This is a genomic window from Dictyoglomus sp. SSW (assembly GCF_055181335.1).
Genome location: NZ_CM143705.1, coordinates 592154 through 612331, shown reverse-complemented (window position 1 = coordinate 612331; position 20178 = coordinate 592154). Strand labels below are relative to the sequence as shown.

At 31.8% G+C, this 20178-nt stretch carries 25 protein-coding genes, 1 tRNA gene and 1 pseudogene; 23 read left to right on the top strand and 4 right to left on the bottom strand.

The window, feature by feature from the left end; translation table 11 throughout:
* Positions 1-290: 290 nt before the first annotated feature.
* On the bottom strand, positions 291-491 hold the full coding sequence (locus ACY3JM_RS02845; protein WP_463083283.1) for a hypothetical protein: 201 nt from the start codon (positions 489-491) through the stop codon (positions 291-293).
* Positions 492-581: 90 nt separating this feature from the next.
* On the opposite strand from ACY3JM_RS02845, the gene ACY3JM_RS02840 reads away from it, so the two are divergent.
* From ACY3JM_RS02840 to ACY3JM_RS02805, 8 genes and pseudogenes are all read left to right on the top strand, one after another.
* Positions 582-1238: an HAD family hydrolase gene (locus ACY3JM_RS02840; RefSeq protein ID WP_463111656.1), complete on the top strand. Its 657-nt coding sequence runs from the start codon at positions 582-584 to the stop codon at positions 1236-1238.
* A gap of 166 nt (positions 1239-1404) precedes the next feature.
* Positions 1405-1554 carry a hypothetical protein gene (locus tag ACY3JM_RS02835; RefSeq protein ID WP_463092277.1) on the top strand — a complete coding sequence of 50 codons (150 nt, stop codon included), beginning with the start codon at positions 1405-1407 and terminating at the stop codon, positions 1552-1554.
* Between the two features lie 59 nt (positions 1555-1613).
* Positions 1614-2009: an ArsR/SmtB family transcription factor gene (locus tag ACY3JM_RS02830; protein WP_463083280.1), complete on the top strand. Its 396-nt coding sequence runs from the start codon at positions 1614-1616 to the stop codon at positions 2007-2009.
* A gap of 57 nt (positions 2010-2066) precedes the next feature.
* Entirely contained in the window at positions 2067-2303 is a 237-nt protein-coding gene (locus ACY3JM_RS02825) for a 4Fe-4S dicluster domain-containing protein (RefSeq protein WP_463111655.1), read from the top strand.
* Positions 2300-2653, top strand: coding sequence for a heterodisulfide reductase subunit A-like protein (locus tag ACY3JM_RS02820; protein ID WP_463111654.1), 354 nt, complete (start codon positions 2300-2302; stop codon positions 2651-2653). The genes ACY3JM_RS02825 and ACY3JM_RS02820 overlap by 4 nt, the downstream gene beginning before the upstream one ends.
* Before the next feature lie 134 nt (positions 2654-2787).
* Positions 2788-3273 (top strand): flavodoxin, encoded by a 486-nt coding sequence (locus tag ACY3JM_RS02815; RefSeq protein ID WP_463111653.1) that lies wholly within the window; start codon positions 2788-2790, stop codon positions 3271-3273.
* A 17-nt stretch (positions 3274-3290) separates the two neighbouring features.
* Positions 3291-3687: pseudogene (locus tag ACY3JM_RS02810) on the top strand (MerR family transcriptional regulator).
* Between the two features lie 22 nt (positions 3688-3709).
* A complete protein-coding gene (locus ACY3JM_RS02805; protein ID WP_463111652.1) occupies positions 3710-4732 on the top strand; it encodes an aldo/keto reductase in 1023 nt (340 codons plus the stop codon).
* A 60-nt stretch (positions 4733-4792) separates the two neighbouring features.
* Here ACY3JM_RS02805 and ACY3JM_RS02800 read toward each other — a convergent pair whose 3' ends face one another.
* The gene (locus ACY3JM_RS02800) at positions 4793-5224 is read right to left on the bottom strand and encodes a hypothetical protein (protein ID WP_463111651.1); all 432 of its coding nucleotides are present in this window, start codon (positions 5222-5224) and stop codon (positions 4793-4795) included.
* Positions 5225-5405: 181 nt separating this feature from the next.
* On the opposite strand from ACY3JM_RS02800, the gene ACY3JM_RS02795 reads away from it, so the two are divergent.
* The 5 genes from ACY3JM_RS02795 to ACY3JM_RS02775 all read left to right on the top strand — a co-directional run bounded on the left by ACY3JM_RS02795 (position 5406) and on the right by ACY3JM_RS02775 (position 9061).
* Positions 5406-6356: an AEC family transporter gene (locus tag ACY3JM_RS02795; protein WP_463111650.1), complete on the top strand. Its 951-nt coding sequence runs from the start codon at positions 5406-5408 to the stop codon at positions 6354-6356.
* A 40-nt stretch (positions 6357-6396) separates the two neighbouring features.
* Positions 6397-6483, top strand: a tRNA-Leu gene (locus tag ACY3JM_RS02790).
* Positions 6484-6504: 21 nt separating this feature from the next.
* The gene (locus ACY3JM_RS02785) at positions 6505-6711 is read left to right on the top strand and encodes a hypothetical protein (protein ID WP_463083273.1); all 207 of its coding nucleotides are present in this window, start codon (positions 6505-6507) and stop codon (positions 6709-6711) included.
* Positions 6712-6723: 12 nt separating this feature from the next.
* Positions 6724-7050 (top strand): YbjQ family protein, encoded by a 327-nt coding sequence (locus ACY3JM_RS02780; RefSeq protein ID WP_463083272.1) that lies wholly within the window; start codon positions 6724-6726, stop codon positions 7048-7050.
* Between the two features lie 139 nt (positions 7051-7189).
* Positions 7190-9061, top strand: a complete 1872-nt coding sequence (locus tag ACY3JM_RS02775) for a carbohydrate binding domain-containing protein (RefSeq protein WP_463111649.1) — start codon at positions 7190-7192, stop codon at positions 9059-9061.
* Between the two features lie 40 nt (positions 9062-9101).
* Here ACY3JM_RS02775 and ACY3JM_RS02770 read toward each other — a convergent pair whose 3' ends face one another.
* Positions 9102-9806 carry a polysaccharide deacetylase family protein gene (locus ACY3JM_RS02770; protein ID WP_463111648.1) on the bottom strand — a complete coding sequence of 235 codons (705 nt, stop codon included), beginning with the start codon at positions 9804-9806 and terminating at the stop codon, positions 9102-9104.
* 93 nt (positions 9807-9899) lie between these two features.
* Positions 9900-10637, bottom strand: coding sequence for an MBL fold metallo-hydrolase (locus ACY3JM_RS02765; RefSeq protein WP_463111647.1), 738 nt, complete (start codon positions 10635-10637; stop codon positions 9900-9902).
* Positions 10638-10768: 131 nt separating this feature from the next.
* Here ACY3JM_RS02765 and ACY3JM_RS02760 point away from each other — a divergent pair, with 131 nt between their 5' ends.
* From ACY3JM_RS02760 to ACY3JM_RS02715, 10 genes are all read left to right on the top strand, one after another.
* Positions 10769-12688: an ABC transporter substrate-binding protein gene (locus ACY3JM_RS02760; protein WP_463111646.1), complete on the top strand. Its 1920-nt coding sequence runs from the start codon at positions 10769-10771 to the stop codon at positions 12686-12688.
* 132 nt (positions 12689-12820) lie between these two features.
* A complete protein-coding gene (locus ACY3JM_RS02755; protein WP_463111645.1) occupies positions 12821-13105 on the top strand; it encodes an autorepressor SdpR family transcription factor in 285 nt (94 codons plus the stop codon).
* Complete coding sequence (locus ACY3JM_RS02750) at positions 13098-13769, top strand: SdpI family protein (RefSeq protein WP_463111644.1); 672 nt, start codon at positions 13098-13100, stop codon at positions 13767-13769. Before ACY3JM_RS02755 ends, ACY3JM_RS02750 begins: the two co-directional genes overlap by 8 nt.
* A gap of 1 nt (position 13770) precedes the next feature.
* Entirely contained in the window at positions 13771-13974 is a 204-nt protein-coding gene (locus ACY3JM_RS02745) for a PLD nuclease N-terminal domain-containing protein (RefSeq protein ID WP_463083265.1), read from the top strand.
* Entirely contained in the window at positions 13971-14864 is an 894-nt protein-coding gene (locus ACY3JM_RS02740) for an ABC transporter ATP-binding protein (RefSeq protein ID WP_463111643.1), read from the top strand. Before ACY3JM_RS02745 ends, ACY3JM_RS02740 begins: the two co-directional genes overlap by 4 nt.
* Positions 14861-15631 carry an ABC transporter permease gene (locus ACY3JM_RS02735; protein WP_463111642.1) on the top strand — a complete coding sequence of 257 codons (771 nt, stop codon included), beginning with the start codon at positions 14861-14863 and terminating at the stop codon, positions 15629-15631. Before ACY3JM_RS02740 ends, ACY3JM_RS02735 begins: the two co-directional genes overlap by 4 nt.
* Positions 15632-15652: 21 nt before the next feature.
* Entirely contained in the window at positions 15653-16822 is a 1170-nt protein-coding gene (locus tag ACY3JM_RS02730) for a glycosyltransferase (protein ID WP_463083262.1), read from the top strand.
* 374 nt (positions 16823-17196) lie between these two features.
* The gene (locus ACY3JM_RS02725) at positions 17197-18165 is read left to right on the top strand and encodes a tripartite tricarboxylate transporter substrate binding protein (protein WP_463111641.1); all 969 of its coding nucleotides are present in this window, start codon (positions 17197-17199) and stop codon (positions 18163-18165) included.
* 60 nt (positions 18166-18225) lie between these two features.
* The gene (locus tag ACY3JM_RS02720) at positions 18226-18678 is read left to right on the top strand and encodes a tripartite tricarboxylate transporter TctB family protein (RefSeq protein WP_463083260.1); all 453 of its coding nucleotides are present in this window, start codon (positions 18226-18228) and stop codon (positions 18676-18678) included.
* 17 nt (positions 18679-18695) lie between these two features.
* The gene (locus tag ACY3JM_RS02715) at positions 18696-20174 is read left to right on the top strand and encodes a tripartite tricarboxylate transporter permease (RefSeq protein WP_463083259.1); all 1479 of its coding nucleotides are present in this window, start codon (positions 18696-18698) and stop codon (positions 20172-20174) included.
* The last annotated feature ends 4 nt before the right edge of the window (positions 20175-20178 follow it).

Genomic DNA, 20178 nt, shown 5'->3' with positions numbered 1-20178 from the left:
CTTTACCAATACTCTCATTACTCTCTGGCACCACCTGAGTACTCGGTAAGGAGGCTTGCTCCAAACCTTTCCCCAGCCCCTGAGACTTACTCCGTCCCAGCCAAGCGCATCTTGGGATTCCCTACGGACCCCTTGATGCCTGTGGCAATTATAATTTTAACACAATTTTAAATTTTGTCAATATGTTTTTAAAAAATTTTATTCTTGGTCTAAATTCTTCTCTCCTTCTCCCTTTACTTTTAATTACTTGCCTCACATCATCAATATCTTGTATCTTATTATTCTTACCCTTAAAACTCAAAAGTTTTAATAAAGAAAGAAAACCTTCTTAGATCTGTCTTTGTATCTATTCTTCCATCCTTCCAATCATCACATATTGCATGGGAAATTCCATAAAATCCTGCTACAGAATCAAGCCCAGGACATTTATAACGATCTTCTCTTTCTTTCCTTGTTAGACTCTTTGTACTCTGAGATATATAATCCTTCACATTAAAATCATCCTTCTTTAAATATAATTTTAAAAAATTGGAAATAAAATATATACATGTTTTATTCTACTATAAAAAGGAGATGATAAGATGAAAATTTCAGCAGTTATCTTTGATATGGATGGAATAATTTTTGACACAGAAAGATTGTACTATCAATTTTGGAAAACTGTTTTAAATAACTATGGATATGACCTAACAGAAGAAATTTATAAAGAGACTATAGGAGTAAATATTAGAGAAACAGAAAAAATCCTTAAAAAATATTATGGCAATAATCTACCTTTTACAGACATCTATCAAAAAGTTTTAGCATTAACCCAAGATCACATAGAAAATAATGGTGTACCAATTAAAGAGGGACTATTTGAATTAATATCTTTGTTAGAAGAAAGAAAAATCCCAAAAGGTATCGCCACATCTACCGAAAAGGCTAAAGCCTTTTATCTACTAAAAAAAGCAAGTATTATAGAAAAATTTGACACCATAATTTGTGGTGATGAGATAACAAAAAGTAAACCAGAACCTGATATCTTTCTAGAAGTTGCTAAAAAACTTAATGTAAATCCTTCTGAATGTATAGTTTTAGAAGATTCAGAAAATGGCATTTTAGGAGCTTACAGAGCTAATATGATCCCCTTTTTAGTATTGGATTTTAAGCACCCCAAAAAAGAAATTATGAATCTTGCTTACAAGGTTTTTAACTCCTTAATAGAAGTCAGAGAATATCTAAAAGAAATTCTATAAAATAATCTCATTTATTTATTTAACATAATCTTAACTTGCATTTTAATTTTTCATATGCTAATATGGGCAAATGGGAAAATTAAGGAGGTGAAACAATGATAAATACAACTGATAGGACTATCGAAGAGTTTAAAAGAATTCTTTCTGAAAATAATAAAGAAGGAGCTTGAATAAGAATATATTGGGTAGATCTTCTTACTGTGGAGGATCTCTCATACTTGAGATTATAGAAGAAGGAGAGTTAGAAGATAAAGTTATAGAAAAAGATGGAATAAAGATTTTCATAAATCAAGATTTATATGAAGATCTATCTTAAGTAATTATTGACTATAATGAAAGCTTCTTTATTGAAACTAAACAAGGTGAATTTCTCCTATGGAAAGATACGAAAGAATTTTTAAGGTCCTTTCTGATAATAAAAGGCTAAAGGTTTTTACCCTTCTTTTAAAGATGGGAAAAGAATATTATGTTTGTGAAATAGCAGATGCTCTTGAAGAATCCCATTACAATATTTCTAAATATTTGAATGAACTTAAAAGAGAAGGTTTAGTTAAGGAAAGGAGAATTGGAAGAGGAGTCTTATATTCTGTAAAAGAGGCAGAAGACGAATTCATGAAAAACATATATAAGGCTATATTAAGTATTCCCGACTCTTTTTTACTAAGAAATATGGAACTTCTAAACTTGAGAGTTTCTCTAAGACAAGAAAATAAATGTGTAATAGGAGTTAATGATCCGCGTTGGTTAGAAATAGCAAAAGGATTGAAATAAAAATAGAGAAAGAGACCACTTCAGAGATTGATAATGAAAAGATGGAGGTAAAGAGGTATGTCCAAAATTTGGTATCCTGTAATAGATTATGAAAAATGTATTGGATGTCTTGCTTGTGTAAATTTCTGTCCTCATGGGGTGTATGAAGAAAAAGATGGAAAACCATATGTAGTACACCCAGAAGAGTGCATAGACTTTTGCAAAGGCTGTTTAAAAGGAGCCTGCCCAGTTGGAGCTATTAGCTTTGTAGGAGATAAAGTAAAAATTATGACTGATGGAGGTGAAACTCAATGAAGGGATTACTTCTTTGTGTATGTCAGGGTACCTGTCCATCCTTCCAAAATATGAATATATTTGAAATTCTCAATACTATAAGAAGAGAGGGACTTGTAGATTTTGTGGCTATTCATCCTCAACTTTGTGCAGATGATGGTGACAATTTTTTAACTACCCTTACCGAAAGTAACGAGCTTATTGAAAAACTCTATGTAGCAGGATGTGACCCAAAGATGCAAACAAAAATGTTTAGAGATGCATTTGAAAGAGCAGGGTTTGATAGGACAAAACATATAGGAGTAGAGATAAGAAATATGAATACAGAAGAAGCTCTTGAGGCTATAAGAAAACTAATAAATGAATCATAAAATATTATTTTTTTTGAAAATCTTTTAAAACCCTCCTTTAAAAGGGAGGGTTTTATTTTTATATCATTCCTCTTTACTTAGAGTTTGCTCTAATGTTTATAATTAAATCAAACTTAAAAAGGAGAAGTGATCATATGAATCAAAAAATTCTTATTGTATATTATAGCTGGTCTGGAAATACTCGTAAGATAGCTGAGATTATACATAAATATGTAGATGGCACTCTAATTGAGATCATTCCAGAGAAACCCTATCCAAAGTCCTACAATGATACAGTTCAACAGGCTAAAAAAGAAATCAGAGAAGGATATAAACCTGCTATAAAAAACAAAATTGATAATATAGACGATTATAATATTATATTTATAGGTACACCCAATTGGTGGAGTACTATTGCACCTCCTATTGCAACTTTTTTATCACAATATGATCTTTCGGGTAAAACTATTGTACCATTTTGTACTCATGGTAGGGGTGGAAAAGGAAGAATTGTAGAAGATATCTCAAAGCTTTGCAATAATGCAAAATTTTTAGATTGTTTTTCTATATATGGTGGTGAATCAAGGGATTTAGAAAATAAAGTTGCAGAATGGCTTAAAAAGATTGGACTATTAAAATAAAGTTGGGAGGGATTTTTATGAAGATAAAAGAAGTAAGTGAAAAATATGGAATTCCTAAAGATACATTGCGATACTACGAGAAGATAGGATTAATTCTTCGTATAAAACGTAATAAAAATGAAGTTGGAGAATATACAGATGCAGACTGCAAATTAATTGAACTTATTAAACATATGAGAAGTGCAGGGTTTAGAAATAGAAGCTCTCATAGAATATGTAAAGCTTCTTCAAGAAGGTGATTCTACTTTAGAAGCAAGAAAGAAAATCCTGATAGAGCAAAGAGAAAAGCTTATAGCACGTATTGAGGCAATTCAAAAAGCAATAGACAAACTTAATTTTAAGATTGAATATTACGAGAGTCTTCTTTTATCCTTAGAGAGAGAGTTTAAAAAAGAAAAAATAACATCAAAGTAAAAAAAGAGGGAGGATTTGGCGTATGAAGCTTAGAAGACTTGGAAGAACAAATATTGAGGTTTTTCCTATAGCCTTTGGAGGAATACCTATCCAAAGAGTAAATGAAGAAACTGCTGTGAAAATTGTAAAAAGAGCCATAGAACTTGGAATTAATTTAATTGATACTGCAAGAGGTTATACCGACAGCGAAATAAAAATTGGAAAAGCCCTAAAAGGTATAGATAAAAAAGTATATTTATCATCAAAATCTGCTAATAGAACTAAAGATGGTATATATGAAGATGTAAAAATAAGTCTTAAAAATTTAGGGATAAACAAAATAGATATTTATCATATCCATGGTGTTAATGATTGGGAGACTTTAAAAAAAATATTTGAACCAGATGGGGCCTATTTTGGACTATTAAAGGCGAAAGAGGAAGGATTAATTGACTTTATAGCGGTATCAAGTCATAGCAACGATATATTAGCAGAATTAATAAAGACAGATAAATTTGATGTTATACAAGTTAGTTATAATTTTATAGAAATAGAACCCGAAGAGAAAATATTTCCTTTAGCTCTTGAAAAAGATATAGGAATAATAGCCATGAAGCCTATGGCAGGAGGAGTACTCCCGAATCCTCGCCTATCACTGAAATTTGTACTCCAAAAAGAATTTATAATACCAGATCCAGGAATAGAATCTATAGAAGAATTAGAAGAAGATGTAGAAGTAGCATTAAATCTTACACCTTTAACTCACGAGGAATGGGAAGAAATAGAGAGAACAAGAAAAGAGATAGGGACAACTTTTTGTAGAAAATGCGATTATTGTCAGCCATGTCCTCAAGGAATCCCAATATCTACAATCATAAGATCTGAGTCTTTTTTAAAAAGACTTCCTGAATCTACTATAAGGCAAGGATGGTTTTATGATGCTTATTTAAAAGCTCAAAATTGTACAAAATGTGGAATATGTACTACAAGATGTCCTTATAATCTTCCAATTCCTGATCTTATAGAAAAGAATGTAGCATTAGTAAAAGAATATTTAGGAGAATAAAAAAGGAGGAAGCCATTTCTGGCTTCCTCCTTATCCATATCTTATTAATACCGAACTTTATTAGTTAGTCTTAAGATTTAAACAAGGACAATTTTGATAATTTTGGAATCCTCTTCTACCACCTCTAACAATATTATTCCAAGGAGAATTTTGTAAATTTAGTACTTCTTTTCCATCAACACTCGCTTTTACTGCTTTAAACACATTAGTAACTGGAGATACAAAACCTTCCACTTCTATTTTACTTCCTACTTTCAAATCCTTAATTTGCAGCCAAGCAGGACCTAAAATTACTTCTTTGTCTCCAGACACTGTTTTTATCGTTACTGTAAGCGCTGGAGTATTTGTAATTTTGCTTACTGTACCAGATATCTTTGTAAGTTGAATATTTACATTAGCCATATAACCACCAAACTTCGGTCCATAGGCATAAGCTAATGAAAAAACACTATGAATCACTAAACTTAGAATTACTAAACCTTTGAATTTCATAATACTGCACCTCCATTTTTTATTTTTTTTCTCAAGGTTATCCTTGAGACTGAAAATAATTTTAAAAGTACAAACTTAGACAAAAATTAGAAAAAACTTAAAAATTGCTTAGAAAATTTTCACTTTATTTAAAAATTTTTCTGTGATAAGTTATTTAAAACAAAAGAAAGAAGGACGAATTATGAGGACATTTTTATTAGCAATACAAGGAGTTTTAGAAATAGTCATAATCTTAATAGTTGGATATTTCTTATCTAAAAAGAGCTGGTTTGATATAAATACTGCAGACCTTTTCGCTAAACTGGTTTTGAACTTATCACTACCACTAAATATGATTGTTAACCTTACTACTTTTTTTAAAAGAGAAGATTTGATCCATTCTGCTAAGGGACTCATTATTCCATTTTTATCTATTGTTACTTCTTATATTATAGGATATATATTAGCCCTCATATTTAAAACCAATAAATATAGAAGAGGACTATTAGCAGGAATGTTTTCTCTTTCTAATTCCATATTTATAGGCCTTCCTATGTCTCAGGCTCTTTTTGGAGAAATAGCCACTCCTTATACCCTTCTCTATTATATGGCAAATACAACTATATGGTGGACTATAGGCGTTTATGGCATTATATTAGATACTCAAGAAAAAATAGATAAAGGAATTTTTAATATGGAAACATTAAAAAGAGTATTTAATCCACCTTTTCTTGGTTTTCTTATAGGTGTAATTCTTATCTTTTCCAATTTAAAAATACCTTCTTTTATCTTTAATAGCTTTAAAATGATAGGAAATCTTACTACTCCGTTATCTCTCTTTTACGTAAGTATTATTATTTATCAAATGGGTTTTAAAAAATTTAATCTTGATAAAGATACCATCATCACATTCATAGGAAGATTTATAGTAACACCCTTATTAGTAATAATATTAAACCACTTTATTCCTCTTCCAAAAATCATGAGAGATGTTTTTGTCATAATGTCTGCCATGCCTGTAATGGTAAATTCTGCCATAGTCTCAAGAATATATGGAGGAGACTATGAATTTGCTGTAGTCATGATAACCTATACCACCCTTCTAAGTATCGTAATCATGCCATTTTACATGGTCTTAATTAAAATCATTTAGAGTTTATGATAAAATATAATTAATAATTACAAAATTTTTTGCGGATGTGGCGGAATGGCAGACGCGCAAGATTCAGGATCTTGTGGGGAAATGCCCCGTGGGGGTTCAAGTCCCCCCATCCGCACCAAATAAAATAGGGGGTATCAAGATGTTAGAAAAAATATCTTACATTATTCTCTTAATCATAGTTCTCACATATATAATAGCTATAATTTTAGGTTTCATTATGGCTTTTCCTGTTGGCATAATAGGTCTTTTAGTTATTATAGCTATGGGACTTCTATTTATAAAAGTATTAAAAGATAAATTTACAAGTAAAGGCAAAGAAGAAAAATATAAAGATATTAAATGGTAGGAGGTGTATATTATGATTATAACCACCACAGATTTTATTCCCGGATATGAGATCACTGAAATACTTGGAATTGTTAAAGGGAGTTCCGCAAGGGCAAGACATTTAGGAAAAGATATTTTAGCAAGTTTAAGAAATGTTGTAGGTGGAGAAGTAGTAGAATATACAAAATTAATCGGAGAAGCAAGAGAACAAGCTATAGATAGAATGAAAGAAGAAGCAAAAAGACTTAATGCAGATGCAATAATTGGAGTTAGATTTGGTACAACTCAAATCATGCAAGGTATTGCAGAAATACTTGCTTATGGTACAGCTGTGAAAATAAAGAAAAAGGAAATATAGTTGACAAAATTCTTTTAATATTATATAATTTCAAAAAGAAACTAAAAATGAGGAGGTGAACTTTAAGATGGTTTAAATAATATAAATAAATTATATTTTTTAGTTTCTTTCAAGAAGAAATATTTAGGGGGAAGTAAGTATGAAAAAGAATCTATTAAAAATCATCTTAATTATTCTCTTAATGGTATTAGTAGCTGGCTGTGCTCCAAAGGCACAAGCCCAACCTCAAGTTGAAAATCTTTTATCAAATGGAGATTTCTCAAATCCTCTAATCTACATATCTGAATCCTACCCTGAACTGCCAGATGGAAATTTTGATACACAAGGAACATGGCTATTTAGAACAGGAGATGGTGCTTCCGCAACTGGCACAGTGGAAAATGGAGTATTAAAAGTAGAAATAATAAATGGAGGGCCAAATTCCTGGTCAGTACAAGTGCTACAATCACCAATAAAGATAGAATATTTAGGAATATATGAGGTAAGCTTTGAGGCATGGGCAAGCAAAAATAGAAGAATAGGTGTTAAAGTAGGAGGAAATGCAAACAGAGGATGGACACCATATAACCCGGGACCATCTGGACAGGTAGATCAATCAGGAGGATACGCTATAAATATAACTACCACAAAACAAACCTACACTTTCCAATTCAAGATGGTATATGAAACCGATGAGAGAGCAAGATTTGAATTTCAATTAGGTCAAGATGATGGAACAATTTATATTGATAATGTAAGACTTGTCAAAGTTGGCACAGCTGAACCTCCTGCTCCTCCACCAGCATTAGGACAAAAATATTGGTATCAAACAGTATGGGAAGAAAACTTTGATTCTCTTGATGAAAATGTATGGAGCTTTGAAATTGGAAATGGACATGCCCAAGGAATTCCTGGATGGGGTAATGCTGAGCTTGAATACTATAAGAAAGAAAATGCATGGGTAGAAAATGGAGTTTTAATAATAGAAGCGAGAGAAGAAGATGTTTCTGATGATCACGGTACATATAACTATACATCTGCAAGAATGAAGACTCAAGGTAAATTCAATGTCAAATTTGGTAGAGTTGAGTTTAGAGCAAAGCTTCCAAAAGGAAAGGGAATATGGCCTGCTTTATGGATGCTTGGAGAAGATATTACCCAAGTTGGATGGCCTGCTTGTGGAGAGATAGATGTTATGGAGCTTTTGGGTCATGAACCAAACAAAGTATATGGTACAGTACATGGACCTGGATACTCTGGAGCAAGTAGTAAAGGAGGAAGCTATACTCTACCAAGTGGAGACTTTACGCAAGATTTCCATACATTTGCAGTTGAATGGGATCCGATAGGAATATCCTGGTATGTTGATGATATTAAATTCTTCACCATAACAAGACCTGAAATAGAACTTTACGGAAATTGGGTATTTGATCATCCTTTCTTTATCATAATGAACGTGGCAGTTGGTGGATATTGGCCCGGATATCCAGATGAAACTACAGAATTCCCTCAAAGAATGTATGTAGATTATATAAAGGTATATAAAGGTGTAACAATGGAAGAAATAAATAACGGTGACTTTAGCTTCCCATTTACTAATGATCAAGCAAATTGGCCAGATGACTGGTTCTTATGGTATGGATCACCTTATGGAATGGGAGGTACAGCAACAGCAGATATTGATACTACTAATAAGATTGCCACTATAAGTGTGGAAGATTACGGATGGGAGTCTTGGCATGTACAATTCAATCAATGGGTAGGACTTACAAAAGGAAAAACCTATAAACTTACTTTCACAGCTAAGGCAGATAATGCAAGAGACATAAATGTAAAATTCCTCCATCCAACAACATATGCTCTTTACGCAAATCAAAGTTTCAATTTAACCAATGATTGGCAAACCTTTGAATTACAATTTACATTCAATGCTGATTATCCTGCAGCAAATCTATCCTTTGAGCTTGGAAAAACGCAAAATCCAGCAACTGGAAATATATATTTTAAAGATGTCAAATTAGAATCTCAATAAAACTTCTCAGGTGGGAGGATAAAATCCTCCCACCTTCATTTTATGGTTCTACATAAACCCAAAGTTTATTTTTATACTTAGGATCTTTAGGATTTATACCCTTCCTCCTAAATAATTCACTTAAAGTAACAAACTCATACCCTTGCTTCTTAAGTTCTGGTATTATGATATCAAGGGCTTCTGGAGTTGGATGGGGTTCCGGTTGTACATCGTGAAGAAGAATAATTGCCCCATCTCTTATCCCTTTTAAGACATTGTTTGCTATATTCTCTGGAGTTCTATCACATCCAAACCAATCAAATCCAATTACTCCACTTACAAAAGGCATATCTATCACATCAAACATGGTCTTACTAATAGCTAAATTGGGTGGTCTAAAAAATGATGGTTTCTTACCTGTATACTTTTCTATTACTTCATTTGTACGAGCAATTTTATCTATTATTTCTTTTGGATCAGCTTTATCAAGGGGATTATAGTCCCAAGAATGATTCTCATATTCACAACCAAGGGAAAGTGCTCTATCAATTACTGATTTTGTAGTATCATTTATCCTAAATCCTACAACAAAAAAGGTTGCTGGTACTCCATATTTTTCCAGCCTATCAAGTACACGTGGTGTAAGTTTTGTATCAGGTCCATCATCAAAGGTAAGAGCACAAATCTTAATAGTATTTTGTACCGCAGAATTCACAGAAAAGAGACTTAAAGTGATTAAGATTAATGAAATAAATAACTTCTTCATAAACTACCCCTTTATTTTATAATAAAACATTTGCATAAACATTTTTCCGAAATTATATGACAAAACTCTTCTACAGTCAATCCTTCTTTAATTTTACCTTATGTTATCTGGATTATACACAAGAGTTGCTTTACCGTAAGTAACATAAAAGCCTCCAAAATTACCATAGGGGTATGGTTCACCCTTAAGTTCTCCTGATACAACTTTTTCTACTGCCTTTATCAAATCGAGAAGGTAATCACTGGAATAAGGCGTCATATTACACTGAGAAAGATGCCCATTATATATTTTCTCAAATTCATCAATTCTTTCACGTAATTTATATAAACTCTGAAGATATGAAGTTAATGGCAAACATCCCGGAAGCTGTAGCCAAGTATGTCCTGCTCCCAAAGCATCACCACTAAAAAGAAGTTTATTTTCTTTATCTAATACCACAATTGAACCTGGAGTATGTCCTGGTACTTCAATAACCTCTAATTTTCTATCACCTAATTCCAAGATTTCTCCATCTTTCACATCTTTAATCCTATCTGTCTTGATATTCATGCCAAAAATCTCTAATACTTTGAAGTCTTTATGACTCATGTAAACTTCATCAAATTGATCTATTTGCATAATATGGTCCCAATGAGCATGAGATATAATAACCTTTAATGGATTTTTAGTAATATTTTCCACAAAAAATCTAAGATCACCTTCTCCCATACCTGTGTCAAAAAGTACACTTTCCTTTTCTCCCTCTATTAAGTACATGCTATCATTCCTATAATCCGAAATATGCCAAACTTTTGGTTCAACGAGAGTAGAAACATATTCGTTTTTTTCCATCTTTAAACCTCCTCTTAAGAATTATTATTTATTATAGATTAACGTTTATTTTTTAATTTGACAGAAAAAATTTTTATGCATAAAATTTTATTAAAACGTTTGTATAAGCATTTCAATAAGGGGGGTTATATATGAGGAAAATCCAATGGATTGTACTCCTTTTAATCTTGTTAACCTTACTAAGTAATGGGCTTCTTGCCCAGAAAAAATATAATGAATCACCCATGCTTGAATCTCTTGTAAAACAAGGAAAACTTCCACCCATAGAAAAGAGACTTCCTAAAAATCCTGTTGTAATAAAACCTTATGAAGAAATTGGACAATATGGAGGAACTTGGAGAAGAGCTTGGCTTGGACCTGGAGATAGATGGGGAATAGCAAGATTATCAATATCAGCTGCAAACCTATTAAGATTTAGCTCCGATGGTAAAAAAGTATTACCATGGCTTGTAGATAAATACACTATATCTTCGGATGGAAGAGTATATACTTTCCATATAAGAGAAGGAATTAAATGGTCTGATGGCACCCCATTTACAACTGATGATGTCATATTTTGGTATGAAGATATTATCTGCAATAAAGAATTAACACCAACTATGCCAGCTCAATTTATATCTTCCAAAGGAGAGATTGCAAAATTCGAAAAAATAGATACATATACTTTTAGAATCGTATTTCCAGAACCTAAACCACTATTTATTTATGATATTCCAGCTCAGGGATGGTATATAGATAATACTTATGGTTCTCTTTCATATTACGCTCCTAAGCACTATTTAAAACAATTCCATCCTAAATATACTCCTCAAGATGAATTAGATAAGCTTGCAAAAGCTGGTGGTTTTAATAAATGGTATGATCTTTTCAAATTCAAGGCTGACTGGTTACAAAACCCTGATCTTCCGATGACATCTCCATGGAAAGTAGTAAGTAAATCTACCAATGATCCAGTATTTATAATGGAAAGAAACCCATACTACTTTGCTATAGATCCTCAAGGAAATCAATTGCCATATATAGATCGTATAGCACATTATTTAGTGAGTGACGCAGAAATGGTAAACATGAAGGCAGTAGCAGGAGAACTTGACATGATGGACAGACATACCAGACTTTCCAATTATACTTTATTCATGCAGAACAAGGATAAGGGAAATTATAGAATAATTCGTTGGAGATCAGCTGTAGGTGCTGATCCAGCTATATACCTAAATCAAAATGTAAAAGATCCTGTAAAGAGAAAACTTTTCCAAGATGTAAGATTTAGACAAGCCTTATCCCTTGCTATAAACAGGGATGAAATAAACAAAATCCTTTACTTAGGACTTGGAACTCCAATGCAGGCTGCAATACCTAAGGGAGCATCCTATTACGATCCAGGATGGGAAAAAGCCTATGCTCAATACGATCCTCAAAGAGCAAGAAAACTTCTTGATCTTATGGGGCTTAAAGTTGGAAAAGATGGGTTTAGAATAGGGCCAGATGGAAAACCTATAGAATTAATAATAAGCTTTACAACATATCCTGGAAATGCCAATATTAATGTGATGGAATTAATAAAGAGCTACTGGGAAGCTATCGGAATAAAAACTATAATTAAACAAATAGACAGAAGCTTATATACCACTAATTGTAACTCTGGAGATATAGAAATTGGAGTCTGGGTTATGGATAGATGTTCTAACTTCATTCTCAGTCCTGGAAGAATTTTAGGTACTATAACCGATGGTCCTTGGGCACCTCTTTATGCTAGATGGTATTGGACAAAAGGAAAAGAAGGAGAAGAACCAACAGGAGATATAAAGAAACTATATGATTTATGGGACGAAGTCAACCAAACCATAGATGCTAAAAAGAGAGATCAACTTATTAGGCAGATTGTAAGCCTACATAAGAAAAATATATGGATTATTGGTACTGTTGGGGCTCTCCCACAATTAGTAATAGTTAAAAATAATTTTAGAAATGTACCAGAAGATCTAATCAGTGATGCTCCTCTTTTCACTCCTCTAAACGCATTCCCAGAACAATTTTTCATAAAACAATAGTATCTAAATATATAAAACTTTCATCTTGTAGGGGGACTAAGGTCCCCCTCTTTTTTATCTTTACTTTTCAACTCAAAAGATTTGTGTTAAAATACATTTAGATATTTATCTAAATAATAGAAACATTAAAGTATGAGGTTTGATCTTTTATTCAAGGCCTTGAGTGATGAGACAAGAAGAGAGATATTAAAAATACTCTCCGAAAGAGACATGACTGCAGGAGAGATTGCTGAGAGATTTCAAAAATCATGGCCTACTATTTCCTACCATCTCGAGATATTAAAACAGGCAGAGCTTATAACTGAAGAAAAGAGAGGAAAATATATTGTCTATTCCCTAAATACCACTGTGTTTCAAGAGATTATTATGTGGTTTATGGACAATTTCATAAAGGAGGATAAAAAAACAAATGTATAGTTTAAAAGGCTCTATAAAAAAGGATATAGCAATTATTATACTAATTACCCTTATGTTTATTATTGGAATCTTTTTCTATCCTTATTTTCCTGAAAAAATCCCAATGCATTGGAACTTTAAAGGAGAAATAGATAGATATGGCTCAAAATTTGAAGGTCTTTTTGGCATACCTTTAATGAGTCTTGGTTTCTACTTATTATTTTTAGTACTTCCTTATTTAGATCCCAAAAAGGAAAATTATCAAAAATTCGAAAAAGTATATCAGATAATAAAATATGCCTATATCTTTTTTTTATTTACACTACAGATGGCGATCATTATAGTCACCTTAGGAGGTCCTAAAGATTTAATACCTAAAATAACACCAGCCTTAGTCGGACTTCTTTTCATCATATTAGGAAACTACATGCCAAGAATAAAGCCTAATTGGTTCGTAGGAATAAGAACCCCTTGGACCTTATCCAACGAAAAGGTATGGAAAAGAACCCATAGATTCGGAGGATACATATCTATTATTGGTGGAGTACCTATTATATTTACAGGCTTTCTACCACCACTTATGAATTTGATAATTCTCATATTATCAATACTTCTTATAGTTTTAGGTACCACTCTTTATTCCTTTATCCTTTACCAGAAATTAGAAAGAAAGGAGAAAAACTAAAATGGAATATTTAACTAAAAATTTTCCCTTATTATTACCTCTTATTATTATACAGATAATCTTTCAGTTTACAGCATTAATTGATTTAATAAAGAGAAACAAAGAAGAAATAAGATGGGAAAATAAGATTCCTTGGGTAATTATAATCTTGGCCTTGGGTATATTAGGACCAATTTTATATTTTATCTTTGGGAGAAAATCATGAATATAATTGAAACTTTTAACCTTTGTAAATATTACAAAAACAAAAAGGCATTAGATAATCTTAACTTAGAAGTGCCAGACGGAATAATCTTTGGATACTTAGGACCAAACGGTGCAGGAAAAACAACCACTATAAGGCTGTTATTAAATCTGGCAAAACCGACTAATGGTTACGCAATAATTATGGGAGAAAATATATTAAAAAGTAAAAATTATTTAAGAAAAATCGGATTTCTACCAGACGTACCAAATTTTTACAATTACTTTACAGCTAAAGAATACTTGAAAATATTAGCCGAAATATTAGGAGTAGATAAAAAAAGAGTAGATGAAGTACTCGAATTGGTTGATTTGAAAAATGAGAAAAAAAGAATTGGTACATTTTCAAGAGGTATGAAACAACGCCTTGGTATTGCTCAAACATTGCTCCATAACCCTAAACTTCTAATATTGGATGAACCTACATCAGCCCTTGATCCACAAGGCAGAAAGGAAATCTTGGATCTTATTAAATCTCTAAAAGGTAGTAAAACCATATTTTTCTCAACACACATTCTCTCAGATGTAGAAAAAATATGTGATAGAGTAGCTATAATAAAGGATGGAAAGCTTCTTCTTAATGAGAATGTAGAGGAACTTAAAAAGAGATATGCTAAAAGATTGATCACTATTGAAGTAGATAATAAAGATATACTATTGGAAAAACTTAAAGATAAACCTTGGGTTATAAATATTACAACTCACAATAAAAGCTTATTATTAAATATCAATAATATATCTATGGCACAGAAAGAAATTCCCAAAATTATTTCTGAGAATAACCTCTCATTAATACATTTTGAATTTCTTGAACCTACCATTGAAGACATATTCTTTGAGGTGATATCATGATATGGAAATTAATGAAAAAGGAATTAAAGGAGTTTTTAAAAACAGGAAAAATTTATGTTCTTCTTTTTTCCCTCCTATTCTTTGGAATTTCAAGTCCTATAATTGCTAAATTTACACCAGAAATTATAGAAAGTCTTGTCAAAAATCAAGAAATGCAAGGTCTCATAATACAACTTCCTCCTCCTACTTGGAAAGATGCTTTTATGCAGTTTTTCAAAAATTTAAATCAGATAGTATTTCTTATAATAGTTTTACTTTTCATTGGAAGTATCTCTGAAGAGAAAAATAAAAACACTGCAAGCATCTTTATTGCTTTAGGTATTGACAGAAAAAAATGGATACTTTCTAAATTCCTTTTTCAAATAATAATAACCTATACCTTTCTACTAGTCTCCTTTATAGCTTGTACCTATTATACATATTTCCTTTTTTCAAAATTTCCCATACAAAATTCACTTTCAGCTATGTTGCTATATTTTATCTATATCTTTTTTATTTTATCACTTATTATCTTCTCAAGCTCCTTAGGCAACAATTTCATTCAATCAGCAGGTATTTTCTTAGGAATATTTATTATTTTTAATCTTCTTTCTATATTTCCCAATATGGATCCATACAATCCTATGTCTCTCTCTTCTTTACAAAATGAATGGATCTTAAAAAGTGTAATATGGAAGGATGCATTAAAAAATATAACTTTCACCCTCATATATTCTTTCATCTTATTAATATCAGGAATAATATCTTTTGAAAGACAAGAGCTTTAAATGATATAATCTATCCCGAATATGATTGTAGGATTATTTAATGATTCCTTTCCTCCAGTAATAGATGGAGTAGCTATAACAGTTAAAAATTATGCATATTGGATAAACAAAAAACATGGTTTATCCTATGTAATTACTCCTGCATACCCTAAATATAAAGATAATGAAGAATTTGAAGTTATTAGGTACTTTTCATTACCTCTCATATTTAGACCCCCATATAGACTCGGAATTCCTTTTTTAGACATTAATACAATAAAAAAAATTGAGAAAATTCCTTTTGACATAATACATGCCCATTCTCCTTTCTCCACAGGACTCTTAGGGTTATATATAGCAAGAAAGAAAAAAATACCCATAGTAGCTACCTTTCATACAAAATATTATGATGATTTTAAATCCGCAACAAAATCTGATCTTATAAGCAAAATAGCAGTAAAACTAATAGTAGAATTCTATAACCAAGTAGATGAGGTTTGGACAGTAAATCATTCTACCGCAGAAACTTTAAGATCATATGGCTTCAAAAAAGATATAAAAATAATGCCTAATGGGACTGATTTTATTCCTCCTGAAAATCCTCAAGAATATAGAGAAAAAATAAATAAAATCCATAATTTAAAAGAAGACGAAATTTTATTTCTTTTTGTAGGACAAATAATAAAGCAAAAAAATATAGAGCTGTTATTGAAATCTTTCAAAATACTAAAAGACAGAGGCTATCACTTTAAAGCTATTCTTATAGGGACAGGAAAGGATGAGAAATATTTCAAAGACTTAACACATAAACTTAATCTTGATGAAATTGTAATATTTACTGGAAAAATTTTAGATCGAGAACTTCTAAAAGCATACTATGCAAGAGCAGATTTATTTACATTCCCATCCCTTTATGATACCTCTGCGATTGTTCTTCAAGAGGCTTCAGCTATCAAATGTCCTTCCTTGGTTATTGAGAATTCAAATATAGCAGAAGAGATTATAGATGGGTATAATGGCTTCTTATCCCAGAATGATCCATATATTTATGCTGAGAAAATCTCTCAAATAATCTCTGATAGAGAAAGATTAAAATCTGTTGGAGAGAATGCCCAAAAAACCCTTTATAAACCATGGGAAAAGATTGTTGATAAAGTAGTAGAAAGATATAAAAAGATATTAAACCTTCAAAAAGAACATATAAACTTATAGACATGGGAAAATTTTTTAATTACGATTAAAAATAGAAAAAAAACTTTTTAAGAAGAAAATTTTCTACAAATAAGAGATAAAGATAATCCCCAAAATATTGTAGTAAATATTTTTTTGTATAGTAAATATTTTTTTGTATATTACTATAAAAACAAATCAAAAAATCTATTGAAATTTTTCTTATTTTTTGCTATAAAAAAACTGAAGGTAGATTAAAATTATTTTAAAGCCTAAAGTTTTATAATATACGATTTTAAATGAATATAGAAGATTTGGTATTTTTAAATAGCATGAAAAATTAGATTTTAAAATAAGGAGGTGATAACATATCCCAAAATCGCAAGCCAAAAACTATAAATGGGGGGGTTATACCTATGCGTTTAAGAACATTTATCGCTATCTCTTTATTTTTGCTTCTTCTTTTAAATATTGGAACCAGCGTAGATTATCCCAGAAGACCAGTACAGATAATTGTTCCATGGTCTGCAGGTGGAGCAACAGACGTGCTCTTCAGAGCTATAGCCTCCGTATTTCCTAAATATGCCAATGGACAGCCATTAGTAGTGAATAATATTCCCGGTGGTGGAGCAGTTCCTGGTACTATAGAGTTCCTACGAGCAAAACCTGATGGCTATACCTTACTCTCCTTCGCAGCTCCTATACTAATAAAATCTCATATGGATCCTGTAAATTTTGATGTAAATTCTTTTGAGCCTGTAATTTTAATCGTCAATGACCCATGCTACATATTAGTAAGAAAAGACGCTCCTTGGAAAGATTTAAAAGAGTATGTAGAGTATGCAAAACAGAATCCAGGAAAAATTACCATAGGTAACGGAGGAGCAGGTGGAGGTACACATCTTGCAGCTCTTGCCTTTGAAAGTTTTACAAAGATTAAATTAACCCATGTTCCTTTTGAAGGTGGAGGTCCTGCCGTGACTGCTTTAGTTGGCGGACATATTAACTCTTACATGGGGGCTGCTCCAGAAGGTCTTAACAATGTAGATGCTGGACAATTAAGAATATTAGGGGTTTTTGGAGATAAAAGACTTGATAAATATCCTGACATACCTACTGCAAAAGAACAAGGATTCAATTTTAAATTTGGAATGTGGAGAGGAGTAGCTGTCCAGAAAGGTACCCCAAAAGAGATTGTAGATAGACTCCATACTATCTTCTTGAGATGTATGAGAGATCCAGATTTCGTAAAGAAGGCAAAAGAACTTTCCTTAACCTTAGAATATAGAGGACCATCTTCTTTCTCAAAATTCATACAAGATTACAATGCTTATTATGAAAATCTGATTAAAACAAATAAATTAGGAACCAAATATAAATATTAAAAACCTTCCCCCTACCCTTTATGGGTAGGGGGAATTTAAGATTTAGGAGGGTTATCTTTTATGAAATTAAAAATTAGCTGGGACACCAGAATTGGATTGGGAATAATTATTTTAGGAATTTTCATTCTTATTAATTCTTTTTCACTTCCAAAATCTCCCTTAGGACTTGGAGCTGGAGATTTTCCTATGATTATATCCTATGGCCTTATCATATGTGGTCTTCTATTAGTATATCAAGGAATTAAAAAGACAGAAGAAACAGTAAAGTTATACTCTTTTAAAGATTTAAAAAAGATATTTTTATTAACTCTTCTATGTTTTTTATATGTTTATCTTGTATCCTATATAGGTTTTCTGTATCTTACACCATTTTTAATGATGGCTACACTTTATCTTTTTGGATACAAAAAATGGATATTCGGGGTAATCATTAGTATTGTATTTACAATATTAGTTTATTATGTATTTTTTAGCATATTTAAAGTACCCTTACCACTTCCAAGTTTATTTTGATTAGAGGTGAAAGAAAAATGATTAACTATTGGTTAGAAGGCTTAAAAATTGCAATCCAACCTGGTAATTTAATCCTTATGTTAATTGGAACAGTAGGAGGAATCATAGTTGGCGCCCTCCCAGGTGTTACATCATCTATGGGGATAATATTATTACTTCCATTTACTTATTACTTAGATCCTAAATTAGCCCTTTTAATGTTAGCAGGAATGTATTCTGGCTCCATGTTTGGAGGTTCTATCTCAGCAATCCTTCTTGGAGTACCAGGGACTCCCTCCGCAGCAGCTACATTAATTGATGGCTATCCTTTAGGAAGACAAGGTAAGGCAGGGAAAGCTATATTTACAGCTTTAATTGCTTCTGTAAGTGGGGGCATTTTAAGTGGCATTATTTTAGCTTTATTAGCTCCTCAACTTGCAAATTTTGCCCTTAAATTTTCTCCCATAGACTATTTTGCTTTAGCAATCTTTGGATTATCAATCATTGCAAGTGTTTCTGGCAAAAATTTACTAAAAGGAATTATTTCGGGATTATTGGGTCTTTTTATCTCAACAGTAGGAATTGAAAATATAAGAGGCTCTACAAGATTTATCTTTGGAATACCATCTCTTTCTGCTGGATTTGAACTTTTACCAGTGTTAATAGGTATTTTTGCTATAACTGAGATTATGATGGAACTTGAGAAAGAAAAAGAGGAAATAATACCAAAACAAAAAATCTCAAACATATTTTTATCCAAAGAGGAATATAAATCTATAATAATACCTATATTGGTTGGAGCCATAATTGGCATAGCTTTAGGCATAATTCCAGGAACAGGAGGAACTATTGCTACTTATTTAGCATATAACCAATTACGAAGTTGGTCAAGAAAAAAGGAAAAATTTGGAAAAGGGGCTATTGAAGGTATAGCTGTTGTAGAATGTGCTAACAACTCAGTAACAGGTGGAGCTTTAGTTCCTACTCTCGCTCTAGGCGTACCAGGAGATGTGGTTACTGCTGTTATGCTCGGAGCCATGATCCTTATAGGAGTTAGACCTGGACCACTTCTTTTCCAATCTACTCCTGACCTTGTGTACTCCTTTTTTGCAGGTTGGTTTATAATTCAATTTCTTATGTTAATAACAGGATTCATATCTACTTTAATTGCTCCATACATATTAGAAGTTCCAAAGAAAATACTAATGCCAATTATATTGATATTCGCAATTATTGGGTCTTTTGCCATTAGAAATAGCTTATATGATGTTGGAGTAGCAATAGCCTTTGGACTCTTTGGATATTTCATGAGAAAACATGCCTTTCCTTCAACCCCTTTAATCTTAGGATTGATATTAGGACCTATGGCTGAGCAAAACTTAAACAGAGCACTAATCCTATCCGGAAATGATTGGACTATTATGTTTAGAAGCCCCATTTCGTTACTTCTTCTTGTATTATCAGTACTCTCAATAGTTTTTGCAGTATTTCCTACAAGAAAAGGAAGTAAAAGGTAAGGAG